Source organism: Pseudarthrobacter cellobiosi, from assembly GCF_023913815.1.
Taxonomy (GTDB): Bacteria; Actinomycetota; Actinomycetes; order Actinomycetales; family Micrococcaceae; genus Arthrobacter; species Arthrobacter cellobiosi.
On sequence record NZ_JAMXBK010000023.1, the window covers coordinates 148,689 to 172,166 of the forward strand.

The window sequence follows — 23,478 nt, forward strand, 5'->3', positions numbered from 1 at the left end:
CGGACCGCTGAGGGGTGAGCTATCAGCGTAAAGCGTCGCCCAAAGCGCCGGAATCTCACCCCTCGGTCGGTCCGCCACGGTTCGCCCCAGGGCATCCGTGCCCGGGCCGGATCACTCTGCGGCGAGGCGCTGCGAGATCCAGAGAGTGGGCGGGACATGCGGGGCGGTTGTGGCTGCGGCAGCACCGGCGGTTCCGGAACTTCCTGCGCTGCCTGCGGCGTCGGGGTTGGCCACGTGCAGGGTCCGGCCGAAGGCTTCCTCGGTTTCGCTGACGTCCAGCCCGGCGGCGGTGAGCCGGTCCCGCAAGGCGCCCAGATCGCCGTCGTACTCAAATCCCAGGCCGGACCGGGCCGGGCCGGACGCGGGGCGCACCATCAGCACGCCGCCGTTCTTGGCGGTAAAGTCGGCGGTTTCGTCGGCGTCCGGGACGGGGCGGAACCTGGCGCCAATGTCCTGCAGCGTCACGGCGGCGGCGCCGGGATCCTCCGTAAACCAGACCCCGACGACGGTCAGGGCCGGATCAGCGTCAGCCGCGTTCAGCGCCCGGGCCCCTTTGTCCGCCAGGAAGCTGAAGCCGTCCCGGCCGGTGATGCGGCAGGACTCGCCGTGGTCAGCGGCGATGAGCTCGGCGACCGTGTTCCCGGATTCCTCCGCGGCCAGGGCGGTGCGCCGCGCGAATTCCGCCAGATCGCCCACCTCCACGCCCAAGGCAGTGGTGCCGTCGTCCGTGGCGCCAGCGTCGGCCACATGCAGGGCCAGCCTGCCTGAACCGGCGTCGAACTCCCGCCATGGGCCGTCATCAACGGTCTTGGCCAGGCCCAGGGCAGTCAGGAGCTGTTCCCAACTGTCTGGCCGGGAGGTGAAATGGACGGGTCTGACACGCAGCATGGGTTCCTCCTCGAAACCAGGACAGGTCGGCTACCGCCATCATGCCACTTCCAGCAGAAGGCGGGCAGAATAGGGCCATGGCCATTGAACTCAAGGAACTGCTGGTAGCGGACGCGGCGGAGTGGCGGCTGTGGCTGGAACAGCACCATGCCACCAGCCCTGGCGTGTGGCTGGTGCTGCATAAGAAGGGCGGTAACACCACTGAACTGGACTACGAAGCAGCGTTGCAGGAGGCGCTGTGCTTTGGCTGGATCGACGGTCAGGGCAAAAGGCGCGACGACGACAGCTCCTTCCAGCGGATGACCCGCCGCGGACCGAAGAGTGTCTGGTCGGCGCGGAATGTGGACCGCATCGGGAAGCTCGAGGCTGCCGGCAGGATGACTGCGGCGGGCCGCGCGGCCGTCGACGCCGCCAAAGCGGACGGGCGCTGGGAAGCAGCCTATGTGGGGCAGGCGACGGCTGAGGTCCCGCCGGACCTGGCCGCCGCGATTTCCGCCGTCCCCGAAGCCCAGGCCATGTTCGACGTCCTCACGTCCGTGAACCGGTATGCCTTGATTTACCGGACGAATTCCGTGAAGCAGGCGTCCACGCGGGAACGGAAAATCTCCGGATTTGTGGAGATGCTGGCCCGGGGTGAGGCGCCGTACCCGCAGAAGAAGAAGCCTGCCGACCCGCCGCCCCACCCAACTAAGTAGCTGTAAGTGTCGTTTGAGGGCTCATAACGACAGTTACTGCTACTCAGTTGGGGTTAGTCGTCCAGCGGGAAGGCGACGGCTTCGCCAACCACCCGCAGGCAGAGCTCCATTCCGGGCCGGGCAATGGAGGCGTTCCAGTGGCGGATGGTGATGATTTCGCCGCCGCCGGGGTAGCGGTGGTCGGTGCCGGCCAGTTCGGGTGGCACAGAGAGTTTGAGGCGAACGGTGGTCTCCGGGCCGAAGTAGTCAGTATCCACCACCACGCCGCGGATGGGGCCATCCTCGGCAATGCGGATCTGCTCAGGACGCAGCATCAGCTGCACCCGGCCCTGGGCAGGCGGGCGGCGCACGGGAATTCCGCCCAGTGAGCACGTGGCCAGCGAGCCTTCCATCCAGGCGTCCAGGATGACGGCGTCGCCCAGGAACTCTGCGGTGGCGCGGTCGGCAGGGCGGGTGTAAACCACAAACGGGTTGCCGATCTGGGCCAGCTTGCCGCCGCGCATCACGGCCACCTGGTCCGCGAAGGACAGAGCCTCGGCCTGGTCGTGGGTGACCAGGATGGTGGTGACGCCGGCTTTGTTGAGGACCTTGGCCACGGCCCGCCGGGTTGCCACGCGCAGGCCGGCGTCGAGGGCTGAAAAGGGCTCGTCCAGCAGCATCAGTTCGGGTTCGCGGGCCAGTGCACGGGCCAGTGCCACGCGCTGCTGTTGCCCGCCGGAGAGCTGGTGCGGCCGGCGCTTGGCCATGGAGGTGTCCAGCGAGACCATGTCCAGCAGCTCGCTGATCCGGCCCGCCGCCCCGCGGCGGCCACCCGTCAGCTTGGCCGTGTCCAGACCGAACGCGATGTTCTGGCCCACAGTCAGGTGCGGGAAAAGAGCCCCGTCCTGGGCCACGTACCCCACCTGGCGCTTATGCGCAGGCAACCAGACGCCGTCGCCGGCCACCTTGGCGCCGTTGAGCGAGATGCTACCGGTGGCGGGGTGTTCAAAGCCCGCGATTAGCCGCAGCAGGGTGGTCTTGCCGGAGCCGGAGGGCCCCACGATGGCGGTGGTGCCGCCCTTGGCGACGGACAGGTTCACGCCCCTGAGGACGGCCTGGGACGCAAAGTTCTTGGTGACGTCGGTGATCTGCAGGTGGCTGTTGGTGGAGGGTGCCACGGACGGCGCGATCCGCGGTTCCGGAAGCCTGGAGGGGGATTGTTCGGTCACTGTCCGGCCACTTTCTTGGACTGCTGGAAGAGAAGGTAGGTCATGGGTGCCGAGAGCAGGATCATCAGCAGGGCGTAGGGGGCGGCGCCGGCGTAGTCGATCTCGCTGCTCTTGCTCCAGAACTCGGTGGCGAGCGTGCGGGTCCCGTTGGGGGATAGCAGGAGCGTGGCGGTCAGTTCGTTGGCAATGGCCAGGAACACCAAGGCCGCGCCGCCCGCGGCCGCCGGAGCGGTCAGCCGCAGCGTGACCCGGATGAAGGCCAGCAGCGGCGGTTTGCCCAGGGACTGGGCAGCTTCGTCGAGTTCCTTGGGGGCCTGGGACAGGCCGGCGCGGAGGGTGACCAGCGCCCGCGGCAGGAACAGCAGGACGTAGGCGGCCACGAGGACTCCGGCCGTTTGGTAGACGCCGGGGACCAGCCGGATGCTGACGGTGACGAACGCGAGGCCCACCACAATCCCGGGCAGGGAACTGGTGACGTAGTTGGAGAGCTCCAAGGACTTGCTGAACCAGCTGGGGTGCCGCACTGCAAGGAATGCCATGGGGAATGCGACGACGGTGGTCACCACCGCACCCGCCAGGCCGTAGCCGAGCGTGGTCAGGAGGGCCGGAGCGAACTCGTCGGCCGCCCAGATCGCGGAACCGCCCGCGACGATCCAGCGCAGGACGAAGAACACCGGCAGCCCGAAGGCCAGTCCCGTCAGCGCCAGCAGGGACAGCTGGGCCGGAACCTGGTACGCGTGCAGGGGCAGGCGCAATGCCCTCGCCTGGGCGCCGGATCCAATGCGGGCGTAGCGCGCAGTACCCCGGCCGCGGACCTCCACCACCAGCAGGATCAGGCAGAAAAACACGAGAACGCTGGCGAGCATGTTGCCGGCGGTCCCGTTGAACGTGGACTGGTACTGGACCATGATCGCGGTGGTGAACGTGTCGAATCGGATCATCGCGAACGCACCGTATTCGGCCAAGAGGTGCAGGGCCACCAGAAGGGCGCCGCCGGTCATGGCGATCCTGAGCTGGGGGAGCACAACGCGGAAGAAGACCCGCCAGTTGCCGAGGCCCAGTGCGGCGGCGGACTGTTCGATGGCCGGGTCCAGACGGCCGAGGGTGGCGGCTGCGGGGATGTACACCAGCGGGAAATAGGACAGCGTGGCGATCAGGACCCCCGAGCCCAAGCCGGCAAGGGACGGGACTGCCGAGACCCACGCGTAGCTGTTCACAAACGCGGGAATGGCCAGCGGCGCCGCCAGCAAAACCGCCCAGATTTTATGGCCGCGGAGCTTGGTCCGTTCCACCAGCCAGGCACCTCCGACGCCGAGGATGATGCTAAGCGGGACGGTGATCACCATGAGCAGCACCGTGTTGAGCAGGAGTTCGCCGACGCGCGGCCGGAAGATCAGTTCGACGGCGGTGTCCCACCCGGTTGCCGCCGTCATGTACACGACGTATCCCAGCGGAACGAGCGAAAACAATGCGATGAGCACTGCCAGGATGGACACCGTGGAAACGCCGAAAGGCGGGCGGGGGCTGGTGCCCCGGCCCGCCGTCGTCTTGCTCTCCGCTACAGGGGGAGCCGATAGATCAGTGGTCACTGAATTACAGGAGTCCTGCCTTGGTCATCAGCTCGGTGACCTTCGTGGAGTTCAGCTTGGCCGGGTCCACTGTGGGCGCCTGAAGTTCCTTGATGGGAACCAGCTTGTCGTTGGCCGGTACCTCGGAAGCGATGGCGTATTCGAAGGAGGTGCCGTTCTTGAGGACTTCCTGGCCCTTCTTGCCGGTGATGAACTTCAGGAACGCCTGTGCATCAGCAGCGTTCTTAGACGACTTCAGCACGCCGCCGCCGGAGACGGATACAAACGCGCCCGGGTCCTGGTTCTTGAAGTAGTGCGGGGTGACGTTCTTGGAGTTCTCGCCGGTCTTGGCCTGGTCGCCGTAGTAGTAGTAGTGGTAGATCAGGGCGGCGTCGACTTCGCCGGCGTTGACTGCCTTCATGGCGGTGCTGTTGCCCTTGTAGGCCGTGAAGTTTTCCTTCATCCCCTTGAGCCATTCCTCGGCTGCGGCTTCGCCCTTGAGTTCGAGCAGCGCGGCGACGATGGCCTGGAAGTCAGCGCCGGACGGTGAAGCGGCCCACTTGCCCTTCCACTCCGGGTTGGCCAGGTCCAGCATGGACTTGGGCAGCTTGTCTTCGCTGATCTTGTTCTTGTCGTATACCAGGACGGTGGAGCGGGCGGCGATGCCCGTCCACTTGTTGGTGCTCGGGCGGAACTCAGCGGGAACCTGCTCGGCGGTGGCCTTGTCGACGTCGGCAAAGAGGCCGGCGTTTTCAACCTGAGCCATCGCGGGGGAGTTTTCGGTGAGGAAAACGTCAGCCGGGGACGCTGCACCTTCTTGGACGATCTGGTTGGACAGTTCGGTGTCCGAGCCCTGGCGCATGGTCACCTTGACGCCGGTCTCAGCCGTGAAAGCGTCGATCCATTCCTTCGTCAGGCTCTCGTGCTGGGCGTTGTAGACCGTGATCTCGCCGGAAGCCTGGCCGTCTGCGGCGGAGGAGCCGGTGGCTGCCGGGGACGTGCTGCCGCCACAGGCGGTCAGTCCGAGGGCTGCGGTGGCGGCGAGTGCGATGCCGGCCAGAGCGCTGTTGCGGATCTTCATTGAGTGCTACTTTCTGGGGAAAAGTCTGGCGGACCGTGGGTCCTGGCGAGCCCGGAGTTAGGGTTGGCTCACTCGTGAAACTGTAGGTTAGCCATACCTAAGACACCAAGCAGCATTGCCATTAAGTGAGCAGGATCACATGCATTACGGAACTGTTGCATGCCCTAATTTATTCACGGCTTTTGTGGATGGCCGCTGCGGCCTCCAACGCCATCCAGGCCTGCAGCTGGGTGGAAAGTTCGACGGCGGCTCCTGGCGGGTGGGTTGTGTCCGCCGGTTGTGCCGCGTGGATGGAGAACAGGACGCACCCAGCCGTGGCTGATGCCGCTCCGCGGCCGGTCGGCCGGCGGCCCGCCCAGAAGGCTGCGGCAGTAGCTGTCACGAGTTCCTTCGCGGTGTTGCGGGCGGACTCCGGGAGCCGGGCATCGACGGCGGCGAGTGCCAGGTACCGGCAGAGAATCCCGGTGAAGAGTCCGCCGTCGCCCGTTCCATCGCAGCGGAGGGTGCGCTGCCCCGGTACGGTGAGCTGGTTGGCGACCGCGTTCACCAGTGCCGCGGCCCGGGCGAGGTTGGCGTCGCCGCCGAGCTCCAGCAAGGCTCCCAGTACGGGGCCTTGGTTGTAGGTGTAGATGGTGCTCTCCACCATAACGTCGCCGGCCGGACTGAGCCGCGCCCCGTCAACATAGAGGCCCCGGGCCTCATCAAACAGCACGGCATTGAGCCAGTTCACCAACCGCTGCGCCTTGGCTTGCTGGCCTGTCCGGGCGTAGTAGAGCGCCACGGGGGCGGTGGCCGGGGTGTTTTTGAAGTCGCGCTTTTTGCTCCAGAAGGTCCCGCCGCCCAGGTCGTCGGTGGAGGCAGAATCGAACTGCAGTGTGAGGGTCTTGCGGACCCTGGCGCTGCGGCGGCGTCCGGGTTTACGCGTCTCCTCGGCCAGGCTTTGCAGGCGGTGCGACGCCAGCGCCAGCCATGCCATGTCGTCGTAGTAGTCGTTGACGAAGGTGAAGGCGTTGCGCAGCCGGATGCCCGTGACCAGCCTGGACGCAAGCTTGCCGGCGCTGGGGTGGTGTGGACCGTTGAACCTTGCCGCGGGGGTGGCTCCGTTGCCAAGTTCGCGGCGCCCGGCGTCCACCAGGCAGTCCAGGTAGTGCGCCTGCCACCAGTAGTGCCAGGGGTGGAGGAGGTTCTTCAGGTGTTTTGACGGCCATTGCACGGCGGCCAGGTGGGTTCCCGGCAGGAACAGCAGCCGCCGGCCGAAGAGCTCTGTGACGGAGCCGGCCGCCACGTTGGCCCGGTCTTGCCAGTCGGCGGGTTCGGCATCCGGCATGGTCATCCGTTCAGCCTAGTGGGTGCGGCTCGCAGGATTTTCAGTTAACATGCACTAACTAATGTTCCGCGCTGGTCTCCGGTGTTGGGACCGCATCAAGGAGGATGTATGGACGTCTTGGGTACTGTCGCGCTGATTACGGGTGGGGCGTCCGGGCTGGGGGCTGCCACAGCGAAGCGCCTGTTCGACGCCGGCGCCTCGGTGGTGCTGATCGACCTGCCGTCCTCTGCCGGTGCGGCCTACGCCGCCGAGCTCAACACCGCAGCGCTGAACGCCGCCGGCGGTTCAGGGGCACAAGCGGCCTTTGTCCCCGCGGACGTCACCAACGAAGCTGAGGTGCAGGCCGCAGTCAACACCGCTGTGGCGCTGGGGCCGCTCCGCATTGTTGTGAACTGCGCCGGCGTCGCCACCCCGGGCAAGGTCCTGGGCCGGGACGGAGTCCTTCCGCTGGACACGTTCAACCGCGTCATCCAGGTCAACCTCATCGGGACGTTCAACGTGCTGCGACTGGCAGCAGCGGCCATGGTTGCCACCGAACCGGTCAGCACTGAGTTGGGCGGCCCCGAGCGCGGCGTCATCATCAATACCGCCTCCGTGGCTGCCTTCGACGGGCAGATCGGCCAGCCGGCCTACGCCGCTTCCAAGGGCGCCGTCGCCGCGATGACGCTGCCGCTGGCCCGGGAACTGGCCCGATCGCTGGTGCGCGTGGTGACCATCGCCCCGGGCATCTTCGAAACACCCATGATGGCAACCCTCCCGCAGGACGCGCAGGATTCGCTGGGCCAGCAGGTCCCGCACCCGTCCCGCCTGGGCAAGCCGGCCGAATATGCCAGTCTGGTGGCCCACATTGTGCAGAACGCGATGATCAACGGCGAAACCATCCGGCTCGACGGCGCCATCCGAATGGGCCCGAAATGAGCCAGCCGGGCACCTCCGAGCCGGGCACCTCCGAACCGGCGATCGACGAACTGCCCACCGCCGATTTTTTCGCGTTTGAGTCCCTCCTCAACTCGAAGGAGCGGGCCAAGCTGGCCGAACTGCGAGAGTTCCTGGCGACGGAGATCGCCCCCTACGCGTCGGACTGGTGGAACAAGGCGGAGTTCCCGGCGCACATCCTGCCCAAGCTCGCCGCGCTGGAGCTGAGCACGCCGGCGCAGCGCGGCTACAGCAACCTTTTCGCCGGCCTGGTCATCGCCGAGATGACGCGCGTGGACACCTCGATCGCCACATTTTTCCTGGTACACCACGATCTGTTTGTGGAGTCGCTCTACGGTTTCGGTTCGGCCGGCCAGAAAGAGCGGCTGCTCGCGGACGCCTCAAGCCTGCGCATCACGGGCGCCTTCGCCCTCACCGAACCCGGCCACGGTTCCGACGTTGCCGGCGGGATGGAAACGAGTGCCCGGCGCATCTCCAGTGCCACGGGAGAGCCCGACGACGACGGCGACGCGTGGGTGCTCAACGGCGCCAAGCGCTGGATCGGGAATGGGACGTTCTGCGACTACATGCTCGTGTGGGCCAGGGACGAGGCCGTGGCTGCCAACGGGCATGGCGCGGTCCGAGGGTTCATCGTTGATGCTTCCTTGCCGGGTGTGAGCCGGAGCCGGATCGAGAACAAGATTGCGCTCCGGACCGTGCAGAACGCGGACATTGTGCTTAAGGATGTCCAGGTCGCCGAGGCCGACCGGTTCGCCGGCATCAGCAGTTTCGAGGACACCAACCAGCTCCTGCGCGGCTCGCGGATCATGGTGGCGTGGCAGGCGGTGGGGCAGCAGCTGGCGGCGTTCGACGTCGCCCGGCAGTACGCCGTCGAACGCCACCAGTTCGGCCGGCCGCTGGCGAAATTCCAGCTCATCCAGCAGCAGCTGGTCACCATGCTGGGCAACGCCGTAGCGAGCATGGCGATGATGGTGCGTATTGCCCAGCTGCAGGATGACGGCGTGGCGGATATGCCGCAGGTGGCCCTCGCCAAGTCCTACACCAGCGCCCGGATGCGCGAGACAGTGGCGCTGGGCCGGTCCATCCTGGGCGGCAACGGCATCGTGACCGACTACCGGATGGCCAAAATCTTCGCCGACGCCGAGGCCATCTACACCTACGAGGGCTCGTTCGAAATCAACACGCTCATTGTGGGCCGGGCGGTCACCGGCGTCTCAGCGATCGTCTGACCCACCATCTGGCGCGAAAGGACACTTGAGGCCCCGTTCCGCTGGGGCTTAAGTGTCCTTTCGCGCTCAATCAGCGAGGAGAGGTTGCTTTTCGCCGGCTTCGATCTTCGCGTCGAGGCTGTTGTTCTTCACGGGCATGGGGCAGGTACCGAACGGGGTGAAGGCGCTGGGGTAATTGATGGCGCGGTTGAAGTCCAGGACCACCGTGGCCTTCCCGGCCGCGTCAATGCGTGGCCGAGTCGTGGAGACCTTCCGCCACTCATCAGTTGATTCGCCGTTGGTCCCGTCATGGAACGTGATGGTCAGCGCGCCCAGTTTTTCCTCCTCGGCGTGCAGCCGGTACTGATGGTCGTTCCCCGGCAGCCGAAAAACCACCTCGCCCACCGAATAATGCACGCCGTCCACCAGCGGATTGGCCGTTCCGATCGGGACGGCCACCGGTTCGGGGTATGCCTCGAAGGCGGCCTCAACCACCAGGTCCGGGTTGTAGTCGAACGTGGGAACGCCGTCGAACTCCGTCAGCACCGGCGAGCCGGAATCGCGGGTCCGGATGGCGTACCGGTCCGCGCGCATGGCGAGTTCCACCACTACCTGCTGCCCGTCCGCGCCGCCGAACTGCACCCACATCAGGGATTCCTCGTTGGCGAGGGCGGCCGTAATGGTCCCGTCCACGGGCTCGCCGGTTTCCACCAGCGTCAGGCCGTCCTGCGCCGCAGCGGTGAGTGTCGCCGTCGTGCCGTCCGTGGACCAGAGGCCGGGGGCGAGTTCGACGCCGGCGGGCCGGGATTCCAGCCACTGGAAGGAGGTGAGCGTCAGCCAGCCGTGGCGGGTGGCGAGGGCCTTGTTCCGGTTCGTGCGGAAACGCTGCCAGCGTTCCCGCTGCGCGGTTGCGGTGGTGTCCATGGTTCCTCCCAAAGGGTTCTGATTCCCCGGCTACAACTTCAAGGCCTACAACCCGGCGCAGACGCTGTCCATTCCATCACGGACCGCCGCGGAGCACCACGGACCTAGCGCCGCGTTGCTGCCGCAGACCTTGTCTTGCAGGCGGCGGAGAGTAACGTCGAAGGCGACGGAACCTCGTTTCCGGACTCCCAACGGCTGACCTCGGAGGAACCATGAAAATCGCGGTCCTGGGCGCGGGTTTCGCGGGCCGGACCCTCGTGGGCGCGCTGTCCGCGCTGGGGCACGACGTGGTGGTGGGCACCCGCGACCCGGGGGAGACTCTCGCCCGCAGCGCGCCGGACGCCATGGGCGCGCCGCCCTTCAGCGAATGGCACGCAGCGAACCAGCACATAGCCCTGGAAACGTTCGCGGAGGCCGCAGCCGCGGCGGAACTGATAGTCAATGCAACGAACGGAGCGGGCGCACTCAGTGCCCTCAGCGCCGCGCGTTCGGCCAACCTGTCGGGGAAAGTGGTGGTGGACGTTTCCAACCCGCTCGACTTCTCCCAGGGCATGCCGCCGGTGCTGAGCCCGGTCAACACGGACAGCAACGCCGAACGGATCCAGCACGCGTTTCCGGAGGCGCGGGTGGTCAAAACCCTGAACACCATGAACGCAGGGCTGATGGTTGACCCAGGACGGCTGGGCGGCGGGGACCACTCGGTGTTTGTCTCCGGCGACGACGCCGGTGCCAAGAACTCCGTGACGGCGCTCCTCCAGGAGCTGGGCCACCGCGATATTATTGACCTCGGAGACATCACCACCGCTCGCGGAGCGGAGATGATGCTCCCGGTGTGGCTGCGCCTGTGGTCGGCGTTGGGGACTCCGGATTTCAATTTCAAGATCGTCCGCTGACGTCCGGCGCGGCAGGGGCGGAGACCGGCGCAATATCTGAGACGGATTCCGCCTTCGCCATCCCGTGCAGGTAGCATCGATAGCTAGTAACGTGGCTCACAGTATCCAGCGCAGTGTACGAGCCAAGTCCGAACCCTCGAAAGACAGTTTCCATGGCTAACACTGCAATGAACTCCGCAACCGACCTCGCCTCTGAACTGAGGGCCGACGTCCGGCGCGTCTCCACGCTGCTGGGTGAGTCCCTGGTCCGCCAGCACGGCCCCGAACTCCTTGCTCTGGTGGAGCAGGTCCGCCTCCTCACCAAGGAGTCCAAGGAAGCCGCCCGCGGCGGTGCCGATGCCACCGGACCATGGAGCGCGCACGACGTCGTCGAACAGGTCCGCGAACTGCTCGGCTCCCTGCCGATCGAGCAGGCCACCGACCTGGTGCGAGCGTTCGCGTTCTACTTCCACCTTGCCAACGCGGCCGAGCAGGTCCATCGGGTCCGCGGCCTGCGGACCCGGCAGGAGAAGGACGGGTGGCTGGCCAAGGCTGTCACCGAAATCGCCGCCAAGGCGGGGCCCGAAGTCCTGCAGGAAGTGGTCAACGGGCTGGACGTCCGCCCCATCTTCACCGCCCACCCCACCGAGGCTTCGCGCCGTTCCGTGCTGGACAAGATCCGCAAGCTCTCTGATGTCCTGGCCGAGCCCACGAAGGAAGGCACCTCCGCGCGCCGCCGGCAGGACCGCCAGCTTTCGGAGGTCATCGACCAGATGTGGCAGACCGATGAACTGCGCCAGGTACGCCCCACCCCGGTGGACGAGGCCCGCAACGCGATCTACTACCTTGGCGGCATCCTGACCGACGCCATGCCCGAGATGCTCTCGGATTTCTCGGAACTGCTCGGTGAGCACGGGGTCAGCCTTTCGTCCCAGGACGCACCCATCCGGTTTGGGTCCTGGATCGGCGGCGACCGGGACGGCAATCCCAACGTCACGGCGGCGGTCACCCGGGAAATCCTGCAGATCCAGAACCAGCACGCCGTCCGCATCAGCATCGCGATGATGGACGAGCTGATCTCCATCCTGTCCAACTCCACCGCCTTGTCCGGTGCGGACCAGACCCTGCTGGACTCCATCGACGCGGACCTGAAGAAGCTGCCGGGCCTGGACCGGCGCGTCCTGGAGCTCAACGCCCAGGAGCCCTACCGCCTCAAGCTCACCTGCATCAAAGCCAAGCTCATCAACACGGGCAAGCGGGTGGCCGCGGACTCCACGCACGAGCACGGCCGTGACTACAGCTCCACCGAGGAACTCCTCAACGACCTCGAACTGCTGGAGCTGTCCCTCCGCAACCACTCGGCGTCGCTTGCTGCCGACGGCGCGCTGGCCCGCGTCCGCCGCGCCGTCGCGTCCTTCGGCCTGCACCTGGCCACCCTGGACATCCGCGAACACGCCGACCACCACCACGACGCCGTCGGCCAGCTGATGGACCGGCTGGGCGGCCCCGGCATCCGCTATGCCGAACTGAGCCGTGAGGAACGCTTCGAGGTGCTCGGCTCGGAGCTCGCCTCACGCCGGCCGCTCTCCGGCCACCCGATCAAGCTCGACGGCGTCGCTGACGGCACGTACGACGTCTTCCGCGAGATCCGCCGCGCCCTGCGCACGTACGGTCCGGACGTCATCGAGACCTACATCATTTCCATGACCCGCGGCGCGGACGACGTCCTGGCCGCGGCCGTACTGGCCCGCGAGGCAGGCCTGATCAACCTGTTCGGTGAATCTCCCTACGCCAAGATCGGGTTCGCGCCCCTGCTGGAGACCGTTGAGGAACTGCGTGCCTCGGCGGAGATCGTGGACCAGCTGCTGTCCGTTCCGTCCTACCGCGACCTGGTCCGGCTGCGCGGCGACGTCCAGGAAATCATGCTGGGCTACTCGGACTCCAACAAGGAATCCGGCGTGATGACCAGCCAGTGGGAGATCCACAAGACCCAGCGCAACCTGCGCGACGTGGCGGCCAAGCATGGCGTCCGAGTCCGGTTGTTCCACGGCCGCGGCGGTTCCGTGGGCCGTGGCGGCGGACCCACTTACGACGCCATCATGGCCCAGCCCAACGGCGTGCTGGAAGGCGAGATCAAGTTCACTGAGCAGGGCGAGGTCATCTCGGACAAATACTCGCTGCCGGAGCTGGCCCGGGAAAACCTGGAGCTGTCCCTCGCGGCAGTGCTTCAGGGCTCGGCCCTGCACCGGGATCCGCGCACGTCGGACGACCAGCGCGAACGGTACGGGCACGTTATGGAAATCATCTCCGACGGCGCCTTCGACCGGTACCGGAACCTGATCGACCATCCTGACCTGCCCGCGTACTTCCTGGCCTCCACTCCGGTGGAGCAGCTGGGCTCGCTGAACATCGGCTCCCGCCCGTCCAAACGCCCGGATTCCGGGGCAGGGCTTGGCGGCCTGCGTGCCATCCCCTGGGTGTTCGGCTGGACCCAGTCCCGGCAGATCGTCCCGGGCTGGTTCGGTGTGGGCTCGGGCCTGAAGGCTGCCCGCGAGGCCGGAAACTCCGCCCAGCTGGTGGAGATGATGCAAAACTGGCACTTCTTCCGGTCCGTTGTCTCCAATGTGGAGATGACGCTGGCCAAGACGGACATGGACATCGCCGGGTACTACGTGGCCACCCTGGTTCCCGAGGACCTGCACCACATTTTCCGGGCCATCCGCGAAGAGTACGAACTCACGGTCACCGAGATCCAGAACCTGACCGGCGAGAACGTGCTCCTGGACGCCCAGCCGACGCTCAAGCGTTCGCTGGAGATCCGGGACCAGTACCTGGACCCCATCAGCTACCTGCAGGTGGAGCTGCTTCGCCGCATCCGGGCCACCCAGGGCGCCGAAGGCGAGAGCATCAGCGGTGCCGAGATCGACGAACGGCTCCAGCGGGCCATGCTGATCACTGTCAACGGCGTAGCGGCAGGCCTGCGCAACACGGGCTAGGACCCATGTTGCACAGCCAGCGGCCCGCTGACCTCTCGGAACGGATCGCTCTTACGGTTCGGGGCAGTGAACATTCGGGTTGTAGGTTGCCAGGACGCCGTCCGGATTACCTTGCCACAGGTATGCATGGAGGTCGTAGTGGATCGGCATGCCGGGAGCGTGCCCGAGCATGGGTCCGTCGAATGCCTTGCCGAACATGCTCGGCCGGTCTGTGTCGGTCGCCAGGTCCTGGTCGGCGTCGACCTTAAACCACTCCGCTGCGACCAGTCTGAGCTGGCCCGTTTTGTTCGCTGCATACGTCAGTGCGTCCGGGACCAATGGATCCATCTGACCGAACTGGCTGAAGTTGACGTAGTGAAAGCCCATTCCTGGAACGCACTCACCCACGGGCTGGTAGCCCGCGGCAATGGCCGCACTAACGTCGTGATATTGGGCTGTGGCCTGTCGCACTTTGGCCAGGTCACTCCGGCTGTCGGCGGAAGCGACGCCGATCCCTAACATTGATGCCAACATGCCTGCCGATACCGCCGCAATCACTCGCATTGTGGTCCGTCTCATGTTCAGTCTTCTTTCTTGATGATTGTCAGGTGTGACGATGAGACCGAGGCCACATACTAGTCCTGTCCCGCTCGGAAAACCATGGGGGTGCGATTCCTGACGGACCTCGGCAGCTGCTTGAGGTTCTTTGCCTGCCGCTGGCGCTGTCCCGCTGTCCCACTACAGGGAAGGGACCAGGAACACCCCGTATTAGGGTTGACGCATGCCTTCGTTCCAGACCCGCCTGAAAATCACCGGACTGAAACCTGGCAACCCGCCGGAAGCCGTGATGGCCGCCGCGGTCGAGGCATTGGAGACCCGTCACCATGTGGAATCCAACCAGATCGAACTTTCCGCCGGCGTCCCCCAACTGAACCTCCGATTCCTTGTGGAGGCGACCGAATACGGCGGTGAGAACCAGCAGGCGCGCGAATCGGCAGCGATGATGCGCGACGCCGTGGAACGCGTTGCGCTCACCGGCGCACTGACGGTGCTCCGCCGCAACCGCGGCCGCTGGGCGCCTGTCTAGCTCACTCGCCCTAGCTCACTCGCCGGGTGCGGGCTCGTCCACCGGTGAGCGCGTGCCGCGCCGGCGGGTGACAATGATGCCGACGACGGCGCCGATCACCAGGCCCAGCACCACGCCTATCAGCGAACTCGCCCAGAACGGCAGCTTGGTTGCCGATCCCGTGAAGTAGCCCAGGCCCACCAGCCAGCTGGCCCAGAGGACCGCGCCGAGGCCGGCGCACAGGCTGAAACCCCGGGCCGAAACGTCGGCGATGCCCGAAGCCGCCGACGTCGCCAACCGCCCGCCGGGGATGAAGCGGGCGCCGATGATGGTTCCGTAGGTGGAGGAGCGGCCGGCCTTGGCGATGGCCGCATGGATGCCGTGGTGGACTTTCCGGCCCCAGCGCCAGCGGTCCAGGACGTGGCTGAGCCGGCGCTTGAAGAGCTGGAATACCACCATATCGCCGACCCAGGAGGCCACCGCGGACAGTGCCCCCACCAGGAAGACGTTGGCCCGGCCGTCGGCCGAGAGGGCGCCGCCGGTGATCACCACCATCTCTGAGGGGATGGGCGGGAAGATGGCATCGCCGAGGACCACGGGGATGATCCAGAAGTAGATCGCCGCCCCCCAGCTGTCCGCGTTCCCAAAGTCCATGGCCACAAAGTACCGCACTTTTGCGCGGCAGCACGGCCTGAGGCGGCCGGGGGCACGGACTCGCCGGGCGTTGGGTTCAGCGAGTGCCTCAGTACCCGGTGCCGATGTTCCGGCGGCGTGGACGTGGGGCTCCGCCGGGAACTTCCCTGGGGACGTGGCTGAGGTGCCGGGCCGCGAGGAAATACCAGTACGGCCAGGCGACCCACGCTGTGGCGCCAAAGGCTATTCCCGCCCCGCCGATGCCCCAGCGGATCCAGGCCGGCGCCTGTTCCACCGCGGTCAGCGCCGCCAGGGGCAACGCCACCACCAAGGCGCCGCCAATGAACTGTCCCAGCTTCGCGAGATCCCGGGGATAGCTGCCCCTCGTGAGCAGTGCCCGGTGGGCCAGCAGGAACCAGCCGGCCTGGACCATCATTGCCCCCACCGAGATGCCAGTGGACACCGTGAAATCGAGCTTCTTCGCGACCAGGAGAAACGAGCTTGCTGATCCTGCGCCGCTGGCCGCGATCACCAGCCATTTGGCGGCCTCGGAGCCGGGTGTGCGGCGCAGGCGCCGGTGAACCTGGACGATCACCGGGATGATCACCAACTGGAAGACGCCGCCGGTGGCATCGTTGATGGTGCCGAAGACGTAGGGTCCGTTCTTTGGCACTTCGATGGCGTACATGGCGCCCAGTGATGCCACGCCTACGACGCCCACGCCGGCGGCCGCGTAGGCGAACTTGGCCGCCGTGCGGTCTCCGGGGATTTCGATGAGGGTATCCATGATGATTCCTCGCTCAGTGCGGATGCTTGATCAGTGCGGATGGAACGCGGACACGAGCTCGCTCAGCTGGCTTGAGGGCAGGACAACAAGTTCGCCCTCCAATCGGCTGGCAAACACAACACGCGATACCCCCAGATAACCATCGTGGCACTGGGGCGCATCATGTCAAGTCAATTTAGTAACAGGGATTCTTGAGGTTTATATACCGGCAATAAGTCCACATACTGGTCAATCAGCATGGCGCCGGGTGTCATTCAAGAAGGGCCTGCCGGCATCAACTCACCCGCTCAGGAAACTGCCGGCTACGCGCTGGCAGTGCTTTCTGAGGCATTCAGCACATCCAGCCCACGCTGCACAGCCCCGATGCTTTCTTCGGCATCGCCGGCCGTCTCCACGATTTCCTGGTCCTGGTCCTGGTCCTGGTCCGTGCCCGGATGACTGGAGATCAGGCGTGCCCGTACGCGATGGTTCTGGGCAGGGCCTCATCCAGGGCGCCTCCGTCCACCCGCGAGGCCTGGTTGCGTGCCTCGGCTGCCGTGATGCGGGGCCTATGAGCCGCACCCCGTAGGTGGGAAACTGGCGGCATGCGGATCACCATCCTCCAAGGCGATATCACCACCCGCACCGTTGACGCGATCGTGAATGCGGCCAACTCAGCGTTGCTGGGCGGCGGCGGTGTGGACGGGGCCATCCACAGGGCCGCCGGGCCGGAACTGCTGGCCGCCTGCCGCGAACTGCGCGAAACGGACCTGCCGCACGGGCTGGCGCCCGGAGCCGCCGTCGCCACGCCTGGATTCCGGCTGCCGGCACGCTGGGTCATCCACACCGTAGGGCCCAACCGGCATGCCGGCCAGACCAACCCGGCGCTGCTGGTTTCCTGCTTCAGCGAAAGCCTGCGGCTGGCGGATTCGCTGGGCGCGGCTTCCATCGGATTCCCGGCGGTGGGCGGGGGAGTGTACGGCTGGGACGGGCGCCAGGTGGCGGAGGCCGCGTACGACGCCGTCACAGGGTTTGGTGCCTCGCATCCGTCCAGCGCGCTCGAGTTGGCGGAGTTTGTGCTGTTCAGCCCCGAGATGGAGCAGGCCTTCAAGACCGTGTTTGATCAGCGCGGTGTTTGAGTAGCCTCGCTCAGGTGGAGCCCGCTGCGGTACTCCACGGGCTTCTTGCTGATGGGGTCCACAAAGCGGATGCCGCGTGCCAGGAGCTGCAGTGGCTTGGAGTAGTCGTCCGGGGCCTTGTCCAGCAGGTCCGGATAAAAAGCGTCGTTCACGATGCCCAGGCCCAGCGAGGCCATGTGCACCCTCAGCTGGTGCGTTTTTCCGGAGTGCGGCTCCAGCCGGTAGCGCGCCAGGCGGGCTGGGTTGGTTTCGGCGCCGGTGCCAGCGGCAGGGGTGCCAGGCACGCGGGTGCCAGCGGCACCTGCTGAAGTGCCGCCGTCGAACGTTTCCAGCCGTTCGATCCGGGTCTCCGCGTTCGGCTCGCCCTCGATCACTTCGGCCAGCAGGTAGCTGCGGGATTTGGTCATCCGGTTCCGGACCACCACGGGGAATTTGACGGCAGCGTGGCCGGCGGCGGGCTCCGCGGCGGAGACGCACTCGTATTCCTTCTGCACCTGCCGCTTCTCGAAGAGCACTTGGTAATTTCCGCGCGTTTCGGGATTGGTGGACAGCAGCAGCACGCCGGCGGTCATCCGGTCCAGGCGGTGCATGGGGATCAGGTCCGGCAGGCTGAGCTGGTTCCGGAGCCGAACGAGGGCCGATTCCTGGATGTAGGTGCCGCCGGGGGTGGTGGGCAGGAAGTGCGGCTTGTCCACCACGAGGAGGTGGTCGTCCTGGTGCAGGATGCTGATTTCCACCGGGATACGGGTCTCCGGCGGCAATGAGCGGTAGTACCAGATGAAGGTGTGGTCCTCGAGCCTGGTGGCCCTGTCCAGGGCGACGCCGCCCTCGCCGACGATCTCGCCGGCGTCGAACCTGTCCTCGATGCCCTGCGGATCGATGTGGCCCCAGCGGTGCATCATGTAGTCCATCGCGGTGGTCCACGGCCCCTCGTCCGGGAGGCGCAGGCGGGTGGCGTTGACGCCTTCGCGCACGGGGAGGGGGGATTGCATCACCGGTCCATTCTACTTTGCCGGTTCCTTTGGCCTCGCCTCGCCCCGCCCCCCCCAGCCCGCGCCCGCCCCCCAGCCCGCGCCCGTTTAGACGGTTCCCTGCGCACTCGATGGTTGGACCCATCGATTGGGCAGGGAACCATCGAATCGGAGCACGATTCCGGCGATCTCGGCACCGACGGAAAAAAAGTTCTTGACAATAAAAGTTGTCGGTTGGCAGGATGGAAGCATGTTGGACATCGAAGTGATCGAGGACCCGGCCGCGGCGGAAGCGTCGCTGGACCCGATCCGGACCCGCATCCTCCGGGAGCTCGCGGAGCCCGGGTCGGCCACGCAGCTTGCCGCCAAGGTAGGCCTGCCGCGGCAGAAGGTCAACTACCACCTCAAGGCCCTCGAGCGGCACGGGCTGGTAGAACTCGTGGAGGAGCGGCGCAAGGGGAACGTCACCGAGCGTGTCCTCCAGGCGACGGCGGCCTCCTACCTGATTTCTCCGGTGGCCCTCGCATCGGTGGCACCGGATCCGCACCGGTTCTCGGGCCGGTTCTCGGCCTTCTGGCTGCTGGCGCTCGCGGGCCGGATGGTCCAGGAGGTGGGGAAGCTGATCGCGGGAGCCGCGGCCGCGAGGCAGAAGCTGGCCACCTTCGCGATCGACGGCGAGATCACCTTCCGGACGGCCGCGGACCGGGCCGCGTTTGCCGAGGAACTCGGCGTCGCCGTGACCCGCCTGGTGGACAAATATCACGACGGCGGCGCGGCCGTCGGCCCGGGCGGCACCCCGGCGGGCGGCTCGCCCCCAAATGGCACTTCGGCGGGGGGCGGACGAAAGCACCGGCTCGTCGTCGCTCTTCACCCCGTTCTCAAAACCCCCATCAAACCCCTCTCAGCGAAGGAGCAGGACAATGACTGACAACCGTGAATTTGAGATCGTGTACGACACCGAACTGCCCGGCACGCCCGAGCGTGTCTGGGAAGCCGTGACAAGTGGAACGCCGGCGTGGATGTTCCCCACGGACCAGTGGCCGGACGTCAAGACCGTGCAGGAGCATCCCACGTATCTCGTCTCCCGGATGGACGGCCCGGATGGCTGGTTCAACCAGCTGGAGCACATCCTGGAACCGCTCGACGGCGGCCGCGCCCGGCTGCACTATGTCCACAGCGGGATCTTCGCCGACAACTGGGACGAGCAGTACGACGGCGCCAGCAAGCACACGGCGTTCTACCTGCACACGCTCGGCCAGTACCTGCAGCACTTTGACGGCAAGCCGGTCGTGTTTACGGACATCCAGTCTCCGGCAGCGTCGCAGACCTCGGACGGTTTCGACCACCTGAAGAAAGCTATGGGTGTGGATTCTGCGGCGCAGGGTTCCGCTGTTGAGCTGGAGCTCGACGGCGTGGGGTGGCTGTCCGGGGAAGTGGACTTCTCCAACAAGCACTTCCTGGGCCTGCGGACGTCGGATGCGATGTACCGGTTCTTCGGCCGCAACGCATTCGGCGCGCCGGTGGGTATGACTGTGCACGACTTCAGCGGCAGCGGTGACTCTTCAACGACCGCCGAGGCCTGGAGCGGCTTCCTCGAAAAGGTCTACGCGTAAGGGCTCCTGAGCCCGGCACCCGAATATCGACTCGCACATTATCTGGCGTACTGGGAAATCCACCTGCGTCAGATAATTTGCGCGTCGCGGGCGGATCGGCGCGTCGGGAAAGTCCGCACGGGCGCTCGCGAATGCAGTGGGGTCAGGCGGCCCAGCCGCGGGCGACGGCGTCGAGGGCTGCGTTGTATGCGGCAGCCCAGTCTGCGTCCGGCGGGCCCACCTGGGCCAGTTCCAGGCTCACGAGGCCGTGGACCTGCCCCCAGATTGCGACGGCGACCATTTCCACGGGTGCCTGCAGTATAGTGCCCGCGGACTGGGCGGAGGCCACTGCTTCCATCAGAGGCTCCATGGCATCGGCGGCAGCATCGGGGCTTGGCTGGCAATCGACGTAGGCGGCCAGCGCGCCACCGAACATAAGCCGGTAGAGTGCCCGATGCTCCAGCGCCCAGGTCCGGTAGGCCGCGCCGAGTCCCCGAAGTCCGCCAGGGGCCGCGGCGACCTGTGAGTCGCGGAAGGACCGAAATCCGTCGTCCACGACGGCCGTCAGGAGCTGGGATTTTCCGCCGAACAGCGAGTAGACGGCCGTTGTGGACGTTCCGGCCGCCGCTGCCACGTCCCGCAGATTCACGCGTGCGGGACCGTCGCGGTCCACCAGGTCGGCCGTAACGGCCAGCAGGCCCTGCCTGAGGGAATCGTTATGCACTACGGGTCTTGCCATGGAGTCCATTGTTTCATAACCTTGTTTCGTAACGTTGTTATGAAACAAGGTCATGAAACCGCGAACCGAAGGAGTTCCCATGGCGCAGAAAGTATTTCCGGGCCGGTACACCGCTGACCCGGGCCGCGAATCAGTCACCGTCTTCCTGATCGGCATGCGGGCGAACCGATGGTGGAAGATCGGGACTGTCGGCAAGGTGGCTGCCGCCATGCCGAGGATGCTCCAGCACCTGGCCGCCGACCCCACGGCAGGAATGCTCGGCTGTGAGCAGTGGTTCGGGCGCACCACCATCCTGCTCAGCTACTGGGAGAGCCCCGAGCACCTGCGGAAGTTCGCCGCGGACCGGGAGTCCCCGCACCTGGAACCGTGGCGACGATTTATGAAGGAACTCTCCGGGACAGGGGACGTCGGCGTCTGGCATGAGACGTACCAGGTGCCGGCCGGCGGGATCGAGGTTGTCTACAACGGGATGCCGGAGTTTGGGCTGGCCAAGGCGACGGCTCATGTCCCGGTCGGGGCCGGGACCAATACGGCCAAGCAGCGGATGGGCCGGCCCGCAGGCCGCGGTGCCAGCGGCAGCTGATCCCGAAAGCCCACCCGTCACGCGATAGCCAGGGCCGGCGCGTTCTTCAGGGTCCGGCGGAGCTGCGGGGCGGCGTCGAGCCGGTCCTGGGCTGAGCGCAGGGCCAGGACGGCGGTCTCCAGCTGGTCCGGCGGCAGAGTGAAAGGCACCCGGAGGTAGCGTTCGAACGCGCCGCCGATGCCAAACCGCGGCCCGGCGGCCAGCCGGATACCAAAGTCCGGAGCGATGATCGTCAGCGCCGTGCTGACCGGTGCTGGCAGCCTGCACCAGACGGACAGTCCGCCGGCCGGGCGCGCCGTTTCCCAGTCCGGCAGGTGTCCGGCAAGGAGCTCCAGAAGTGCGGTGCGGTTGTCCCGGAGGGCGCTAAGCCGTGCGGGAAGCGGCTCGTCGAGTGCGCGGACCAGGTGGGCGGCCGCCAACTGTTCCATAAGCGGTCCGCCCAGATCCAGGGACGTCCGTGCCGCCGCAAAGCGCTGGATCATGGCTTCGGAGGCGCGGATCCAGCCTGTCCGAAGTCCGGCCCAGTGGGATTTGCTGAGCGACCCGATGGTGACCACGGCGGGACTGAAGGCTGCCACGGGGCTGGTTTCGACGCCGTCGAGGTTCAGCTCGCGGAGGGTCTCGTCCACCACCAGAACTGTCCCCGCCGCCGCGGCCGCCCGGACCAGTTGGCGGCGCTGGACATCGGGCATCAGCTGCCCGGTTGGGTTGTGGAAGTCCGGCACCACGTACGCCATCCTGGGACGCTGCTGTGTCATGGCGGCCTGCAGTGCGTGAATGTCCCAGACCAAGGGGGGTGGACCGCCGTCGGCCCTGCCGGTGCCTGAGCCATGGGCTGCGGTGAACGCCACCGGAATGGGCCGGCAACCGGCCGCGCGGATGGCATCGAGGGCGTTCGGGTAGCTGGGGTGTTCCACCAGCACCCTGTCCAGCCGGGCCGCCAAAGCGCGGATGATGATATTCAGGGCGTGCTGCGCGCCCGATGTCACCAGGATCTGTTCGGCAGTGGTCGGCACCCCGGCCGCCGTATAGCGTGCCGCCACCGCCTCGCGCAGGGGGCGTAGCCCACTGGCGTCGTAGCCGAAGCCCGGCAGCAGTGCGGGAAGTTCGGTGAGGGCGGCCGCGAACGCGCGATGGACCACCTCGCCGCTGGCCGGCAGCGATGCGTAGGCGAGGTCAATCAGCCCCTCCGGTGCCGCGAGCCCCGGAGACGTTGTTCCGGGCGTCCGCCCCGCGGTTGTTAGGCCAGCGTCCGTGAGCACCGTGGTACCCAGGGGCGTCAGGCGCGGAATCCGGGTCCGGCCCCGGCTGCCTTGCCCGCTGCTGAGCAAACCCTGCCCGCGGAGGTGCCCGTAGGCAGCTGTCACAGTGGTGCGGCTGACGCCCAGCGCCTCAGACAGCGCCCGCTCGCTGGGCAGCGCCGTGTCCAGGGCAACCCTGCCGTCAAGGACCAGGAGGCGGACGACGTCGGCCAGCTCGCGGTAGGCGGGCGCGACACCGAGGTGCCACTCGCCCAGGAGACGGGCCAGTGCGGACGGGTTCAGCGAAGGGGACATGAGGCCAGTATCCCAGACTGGCTATGTAATTCAATGCCAGTTGTCTGGCAGAGTTGTCGTTTATGTTGACCCGCAGACTCCTCCAGCTCTTTACCGGCCTCGCCATGTACGGCATCTCCCTGGCCATGTTCATCCGAGCCGGACTTGGACTGGACCCGTGGGATGTGTTCCATCAGGGGGTGGCCGGCAGGACGGGACTGAGCATCGGCGTGGTGGTCATCATTGTGAGTTTCCTGGTGCTGCTCCTCTGGATCCCGCTCCGGCAGTGGCCAGGGTTCGGCACACTCTGCAACGCCGTGCTGGTGGGCGTCTTCGCAGACATCGGCCTGGCCTTGATCCCCGCGTTCTCGCATCTGGGCGGCCAGATCGGCATGCTTGCAGGCGCCGTGCTGCTGAACGGCATCGCGTCCGCCTGCTACATCGGCGCACGGTTCGGTCCGGGCGCCAGGGATGGCCTGATGACCGGGCTGGCACGGCGCACCGGCTGGTCCGTGCGGGTCTCGCGCACCCTGATCGAAGTGGTGGTGTTGGGAGTCGGCTGGCTGCTGGGCGGTTCCGTGGGCGTGGGCACGGTGGTCTACGCCCTCGCCATCGGGCCGCTGGTCCAGCTGTTGATGCCGTGGTTCATGGTGCCCGCAGCGCTTCCAGCCGAACCTGCAGCCCTCAAGCAGGACGCTGCCGAGTTGGACACCGGCGAGCCGGTCGCCGTCGAACGCGTGGCCAGGACTTCCTAGAACCGCCCAGGACCGCC

At 66.7% G+C, this 23,478-nt stretch carries 23 protein-coding genes; 11 read left to right on the forward strand and 12 right to left on the reverse strand.

The features are described 5' to 3' along the window. Positions 1-111 precede the first annotated feature (111 nt). On the reverse strand, positions 112-888 hold the full coding sequence (locus tag NG701_RS09840) for a VOC family protein (protein WP_252566981.1): 777 nt from the start codon (positions 886-888) through the stop codon (positions 112-114). Positions 889-965: 77 nt separating this feature from the next. On the opposite strand from NG701_RS09840, the gene NG701_RS09845 reads away from it, so the two are divergent. Beyond that, a complete protein-coding gene (locus tag NG701_RS09845; protein WP_252566982.1) occupies positions 966-1,583 on the forward strand; it encodes a YdeI/OmpD-associated family protein in 618 nt (205 codons plus the stop codon). 53 nt (positions 1,584-1,636) lie between these two features. On the opposite strand, the gene NG701_RS09850 is transcribed toward NG701_RS09845, so the two are convergent. The 4 genes from NG701_RS09850 to NG701_RS09865 form a co-directional block, all read right to left on the reverse strand. Further along, positions 1,637-2,791 carry an ABC transporter ATP-binding protein gene (locus tag NG701_RS09850; protein WP_252566984.1) on the reverse strand — a complete coding sequence of 385 codons (1,155 nt, stop codon included), beginning with the start codon at positions 2,789-2,791 and terminating at the stop codon, positions 1,637-1,639. Beyond that, entirely contained in the window at positions 2,788-4,380 is a 1,593-nt protein-coding gene (locus NG701_RS09855; protein ID WP_252566986.1) for an ABC transporter permease, read from the reverse strand. Before NG701_RS09855 ends, NG701_RS09850 begins: the two co-directional genes overlap by 4 nt. Before the next feature lie 4 nt (positions 4,381-4,384). Then, entirely contained in the window at positions 4,385-5,440 is a 1,056-nt protein-coding gene (locus NG701_RS09860) for an iron ABC transporter substrate-binding protein (protein WP_252566988.1), read from the reverse strand. 169 nt (positions 5,441-5,609) lie between these two features. Beyond that, complete coding sequence (locus tag NG701_RS09865; RefSeq protein ID WP_252566990.1) at positions 5,610-6,773, reverse strand: glycoside hydrolase family 76 protein; 1,164 nt, start codon at positions 6,771-6,773, stop codon at positions 5,610-5,612. Between the two features lie 102 nt (positions 6,774-6,875). On the opposite strand from NG701_RS09865, the gene NG701_RS09870 reads away from it, so the two are divergent. Together NG701_RS09870 and NG701_RS09875 are read left to right on the forward strand one after the other, a co-directional pair. Next, on the forward strand, positions 6,876-7,685 hold the full coding sequence (locus NG701_RS09870) for an SDR family NAD(P)-dependent oxidoreductase (RefSeq protein ID WP_252566992.1): 810 nt from the start codon (positions 6,876-6,878) through the stop codon (positions 7,683-7,685). Beyond that, on the forward strand, positions 7,682-8,932 hold the full coding sequence (locus NG701_RS09875; protein WP_252566994.1) for an acyl-CoA dehydrogenase family protein: 1,251 nt from the start codon (positions 7,682-7,684) through the stop codon (positions 8,930-8,932). The genes NG701_RS09870 and NG701_RS09875 overlap by 4 nt, the downstream gene beginning before the upstream one ends. Positions 8,933-8,998: 66 nt before the next feature. Here NG701_RS09875 and NG701_RS09880 read toward each other — a convergent pair whose 3' ends face one another. Next, positions 8,999-9,835, reverse strand: coding sequence for a DUF1684 domain-containing protein (locus tag NG701_RS09880; protein ID WP_252566995.1), 837 nt, complete (start codon positions 9,833-9,835; stop codon positions 8,999-9,001). Positions 9,836-10,047: 212 nt separating this feature from the next. Between NG701_RS09880 and NG701_RS09885 the strand changes: the two genes are divergently transcribed. Both NG701_RS09885 and ppc read left to right on the forward strand, forming a co-directional pair. Then, positions 10,048-10,728: an NADPH-dependent F420 reductase gene (locus tag NG701_RS09885; protein WP_252566997.1), complete on the forward strand. Its 681-nt coding sequence runs from the start codon at positions 10,048-10,050 to the stop codon at positions 10,726-10,728. A 152-nt stretch (positions 10,729-10,880) separates the two neighbouring features. Continuing rightward, positions 10,881-13,703 carry a phosphoenolpyruvate carboxylase gene (gene ppc / locus NG701_RS09890; RefSeq protein ID WP_252566998.1) on the forward strand — a complete coding sequence of 941 codons (2,823 nt, stop codon included), beginning with the start codon at positions 10,881-10,883 and terminating at the stop codon, positions 13,701-13,703. A gap of 51 nt (positions 13,704-13,754) precedes the next feature. Here ppc and NG701_RS09895 read toward each other — a convergent pair whose 3' ends face one another. Continuing rightward, complete coding sequence (locus NG701_RS09895) at positions 13,755-14,261, reverse strand: hypothetical protein (protein WP_252567000.1); 507 nt, start codon at positions 14,259-14,261, stop codon at positions 13,755-13,757. Positions 14,262-14,463: 202 nt separating this feature from the next. Here NG701_RS09895 and NG701_RS09900 point away from each other — a divergent pair, with 202 nt between their 5' ends. After that, positions 14,464-14,769, forward strand: a complete 306-nt coding sequence (locus NG701_RS09900) for a hypothetical protein (protein WP_252567002.1) — start codon at positions 14,464-14,466, stop codon at positions 14,767-14,769. 15 nt (positions 14,770-14,784) lie between these two features. Here the strand turns inward: NG701_RS09900 and NG701_RS09905 are convergent, their stop codons facing one another. Both NG701_RS09905 and NG701_RS09910 read right to left on the reverse strand, forming a co-directional pair. Further along, the gene (locus NG701_RS09905; protein ID WP_252567004.1) at positions 14,785-15,402 is read right to left on the reverse strand and encodes a DedA family protein; all 618 of its coding nucleotides are present in this window, start codon (positions 15,400-15,402) and stop codon (positions 14,785-14,787) included. Positions 15,403-15,490: 88 nt separating this feature from the next. Then, complete coding sequence (locus tag NG701_RS09910; protein ID WP_252567006.1) at positions 15,491-16,168, reverse strand: hypothetical protein; 678 nt, start codon at positions 16,166-16,168, stop codon at positions 15,491-15,493. A gap of 584 nt (positions 16,169-16,752) precedes the next feature. On the opposite strand from NG701_RS09910, the gene NG701_RS09915 reads away from it, so the two are divergent. Then, positions 16,753-17,286, forward strand: a complete 534-nt coding sequence (locus NG701_RS09915) for an O-acetyl-ADP-ribose deacetylase (protein WP_252567007.1) — start codon at positions 16,753-16,755, stop codon at positions 17,284-17,286. On the opposite strand, the gene NG701_RS09920 is transcribed toward NG701_RS09915, so the two are convergent. After that, the gene (locus NG701_RS09920; RefSeq protein WP_252567181.1) at positions 17,271-18,278 is read right to left on the reverse strand and encodes an RluA family pseudouridine synthase; all 1,008 of its coding nucleotides are present in this window, start codon (positions 18,276-18,278) and stop codon (positions 17,271-17,273) included. The two genes, NG701_RS09915 and NG701_RS09920, sit on opposite strands and share 16 nt — an antisense overlap. Positions 18,279-18,507: 229 nt before the next feature. Between NG701_RS09920 and NG701_RS09925 the strand changes: the two genes are divergently transcribed. Both NG701_RS09925 and NG701_RS09930 read left to right on the forward strand, forming a co-directional pair. Continuing rightward, on the forward strand, positions 18,508-19,185 hold the full coding sequence (locus NG701_RS09925; protein WP_252567009.1) for a winged helix-turn-helix domain-containing protein: 678 nt from the start codon (positions 18,508-18,510) through the stop codon (positions 19,183-19,185). Then, positions 19,178-19,870, forward strand: coding sequence for an SRPBCC family protein (locus tag NG701_RS09930; protein WP_252567011.1), 693 nt, complete (start codon positions 19,178-19,180; stop codon positions 19,868-19,870). The genes NG701_RS09925 and NG701_RS09930 overlap by 8 nt, the downstream gene beginning before the upstream one ends. 142 nt (positions 19,871-20,012) lie before the next feature. Here NG701_RS09930 and NG701_RS09935 read toward each other — a convergent pair whose 3' ends face one another. Next, positions 20,013-20,588 carry a TetR-like C-terminal domain-containing protein gene (locus NG701_RS09935; protein WP_252567013.1) on the reverse strand — a complete coding sequence of 192 codons (576 nt, stop codon included), beginning with the start codon at positions 20,586-20,588 and terminating at the stop codon, positions 20,013-20,015. Positions 20,589-20,667: 79 nt separating this feature from the next. Between NG701_RS09935 and NG701_RS09940 the strand changes: the two genes are divergently transcribed. After that, positions 20,668-21,171, forward strand: coding sequence for a DUF4188 domain-containing protein (locus tag NG701_RS09940; RefSeq protein ID WP_252567014.1), 504 nt, complete (start codon positions 20,668-20,670; stop codon positions 21,169-21,171). Between the two features lie 17 nt (positions 21,172-21,188). Here the strand turns inward: NG701_RS09940 and yczR are convergent, their stop codons facing one another. After that, entirely contained in the window at positions 21,189-22,727 is a 1,539-nt protein-coding gene (gene yczR / locus NG701_RS09945; RefSeq protein WP_252567016.1) for a MocR-like transcription factor YczR, read from the reverse strand. Positions 22,728-22,789: 62 nt separating this feature from the next. Between yczR and yczE the strand changes: the two genes are divergently transcribed. Continuing rightward, positions 22,790-23,461, forward strand: a complete 672-nt coding sequence (yczE, locus tag NG701_RS09950) for a membrane protein YczE (RefSeq protein ID WP_252567018.1) — start codon at positions 22,790-22,792, stop codon at positions 23,459-23,461. Positions 23,462-23,478: the final 17 nt, after the last annotated feature.

Bases quoted from the DNA above. Each gene is read 5' to 3' on its own strand.
- NG701_RS09840 (WP_252566981.1), bottom strand. From the start codon at position 888: ATGCTGCGTGTCAGACCCGTCCATTTCACCTCCCGGCCAGACAGTTGG.
- NG701_RS09845 (WP_252566982.1), top strand. From the start codon at position 966: ATGGCCATTGAACTCAAGGAACTGCTGGTAGCGGACGCGGCGGAGTGG.
- NG701_RS09860 (WP_252566988.1), bottom strand. From the start codon at position 5,440: ATGAAGATCCGCAACAGCGCTCTGGCCGGCATCGCACTCGCCGCCACC.
- NG701_RS09865 (WP_252566990.1), bottom strand. From the start codon at position 6,773: ATGACCATGCCGGATGCCGAACCCGCCGACTGGCAAGACCGGGCCAAC.
- NG701_RS09870 (WP_252566992.1), top strand. From the start codon at position 6,876: ATGGACGTCTTGGGTACTGTCGCGCTGATTACGGGTGGGGCGTCCGGG.
- NG701_RS09875 (WP_252566994.1), top strand. From the start codon at position 7,682: ATGAGCCAGCCGGGCACCTCCGAGCCGGGCACCTCCGAACCGGCGATC.
- NG701_RS09880 (WP_252566995.1), bottom strand. From the start codon at position 9,835: ATGGACACCACCGCAACCGCGCAGCGGGAACGCTGGCAGCGTTTCCGC.
- NG701_RS09885 (WP_252566997.1), top strand. From the start codon at position 10,048: ATGAAAATCGCGGTCCTGGGCGCGGGTTTCGCGGGCCGGACCCTCGTG.
- ppc (WP_252566998.1), top strand. From the start codon at position 10,881: ATGGCTAACACTGCAATGAACTCCGCAACCGACCTCGCCTCTGAACTG.
- NG701_RS09895 (WP_252567000.1), bottom strand. From the start codon at position 14,261: ATGAGACGGACCACAATGCGAGTGATTGCGGCGGTATCGGCAGGCATG.
- NG701_RS09900 (WP_252567002.1), top strand. From the start codon at position 14,464: ATGCCTTCGTTCCAGACCCGCCTGAAAATCACCGGACTGAAACCTGGC.
- NG701_RS09905 (WP_252567004.1), bottom strand. From the start codon at position 15,402: ATGGACTTTGGGAACGCGGACAGCTGGGGGGCGGCGATCTACTTCTGG.
- NG701_RS09910 (WP_252567006.1), bottom strand. From the start codon at position 16,168: ATGGATACCCTCATCGAAATCCCCGGAGACCGCACGGCGGCCAAGTTC.
- NG701_RS09915 (WP_252567007.1), top strand. From the start codon at position 16,753: ATGCGGATCACCATCCTCCAAGGCGATATCACCACCCGCACCGTTGAC.
- NG701_RS09920 (WP_252567181.1), bottom strand. From the start codon at position 18,278: ATGCAATCCCCCCTCCCCGTGCGCGAAGGCGTCAACGCCACCCGCCTG.
- NG701_RS09925 (WP_252567009.1), top strand. From the start codon at position 18,508: ATGTTGGACATCGAAGTGATCGAGGACCCGGCCGCGGCGGAAGCGTCG.
- NG701_RS09930 (WP_252567011.1), top strand. From the start codon at position 19,178: ATGACTGACAACCGTGAATTTGAGATCGTGTACGACACCGAACTGCCC.
- NG701_RS09935 (WP_252567013.1), bottom strand. From the start codon at position 20,588: ATGGCAAGACCCGTAGTGCATAACGATTCCCTCAGGCAGGGCCTGCTG.
- NG701_RS09940 (WP_252567014.1), top strand. From the start codon at position 20,668: ATGGCGCAGAAAGTATTTCCGGGCCGGTACACCGCTGACCCGGGCCGC.
- yczR (WP_252567016.1), bottom strand. From the start codon at position 22,727: ATGTCCCCTTCGCTGAACCCGTCCGCACTGGCCCGTCTCCTGGGCGAG.
- yczE (WP_252567018.1), top strand. From the start codon at position 22,790: ATGTTGACCCGCAGACTCCTCCAGCTCTTTACCGGCCTCGCCATGTAC.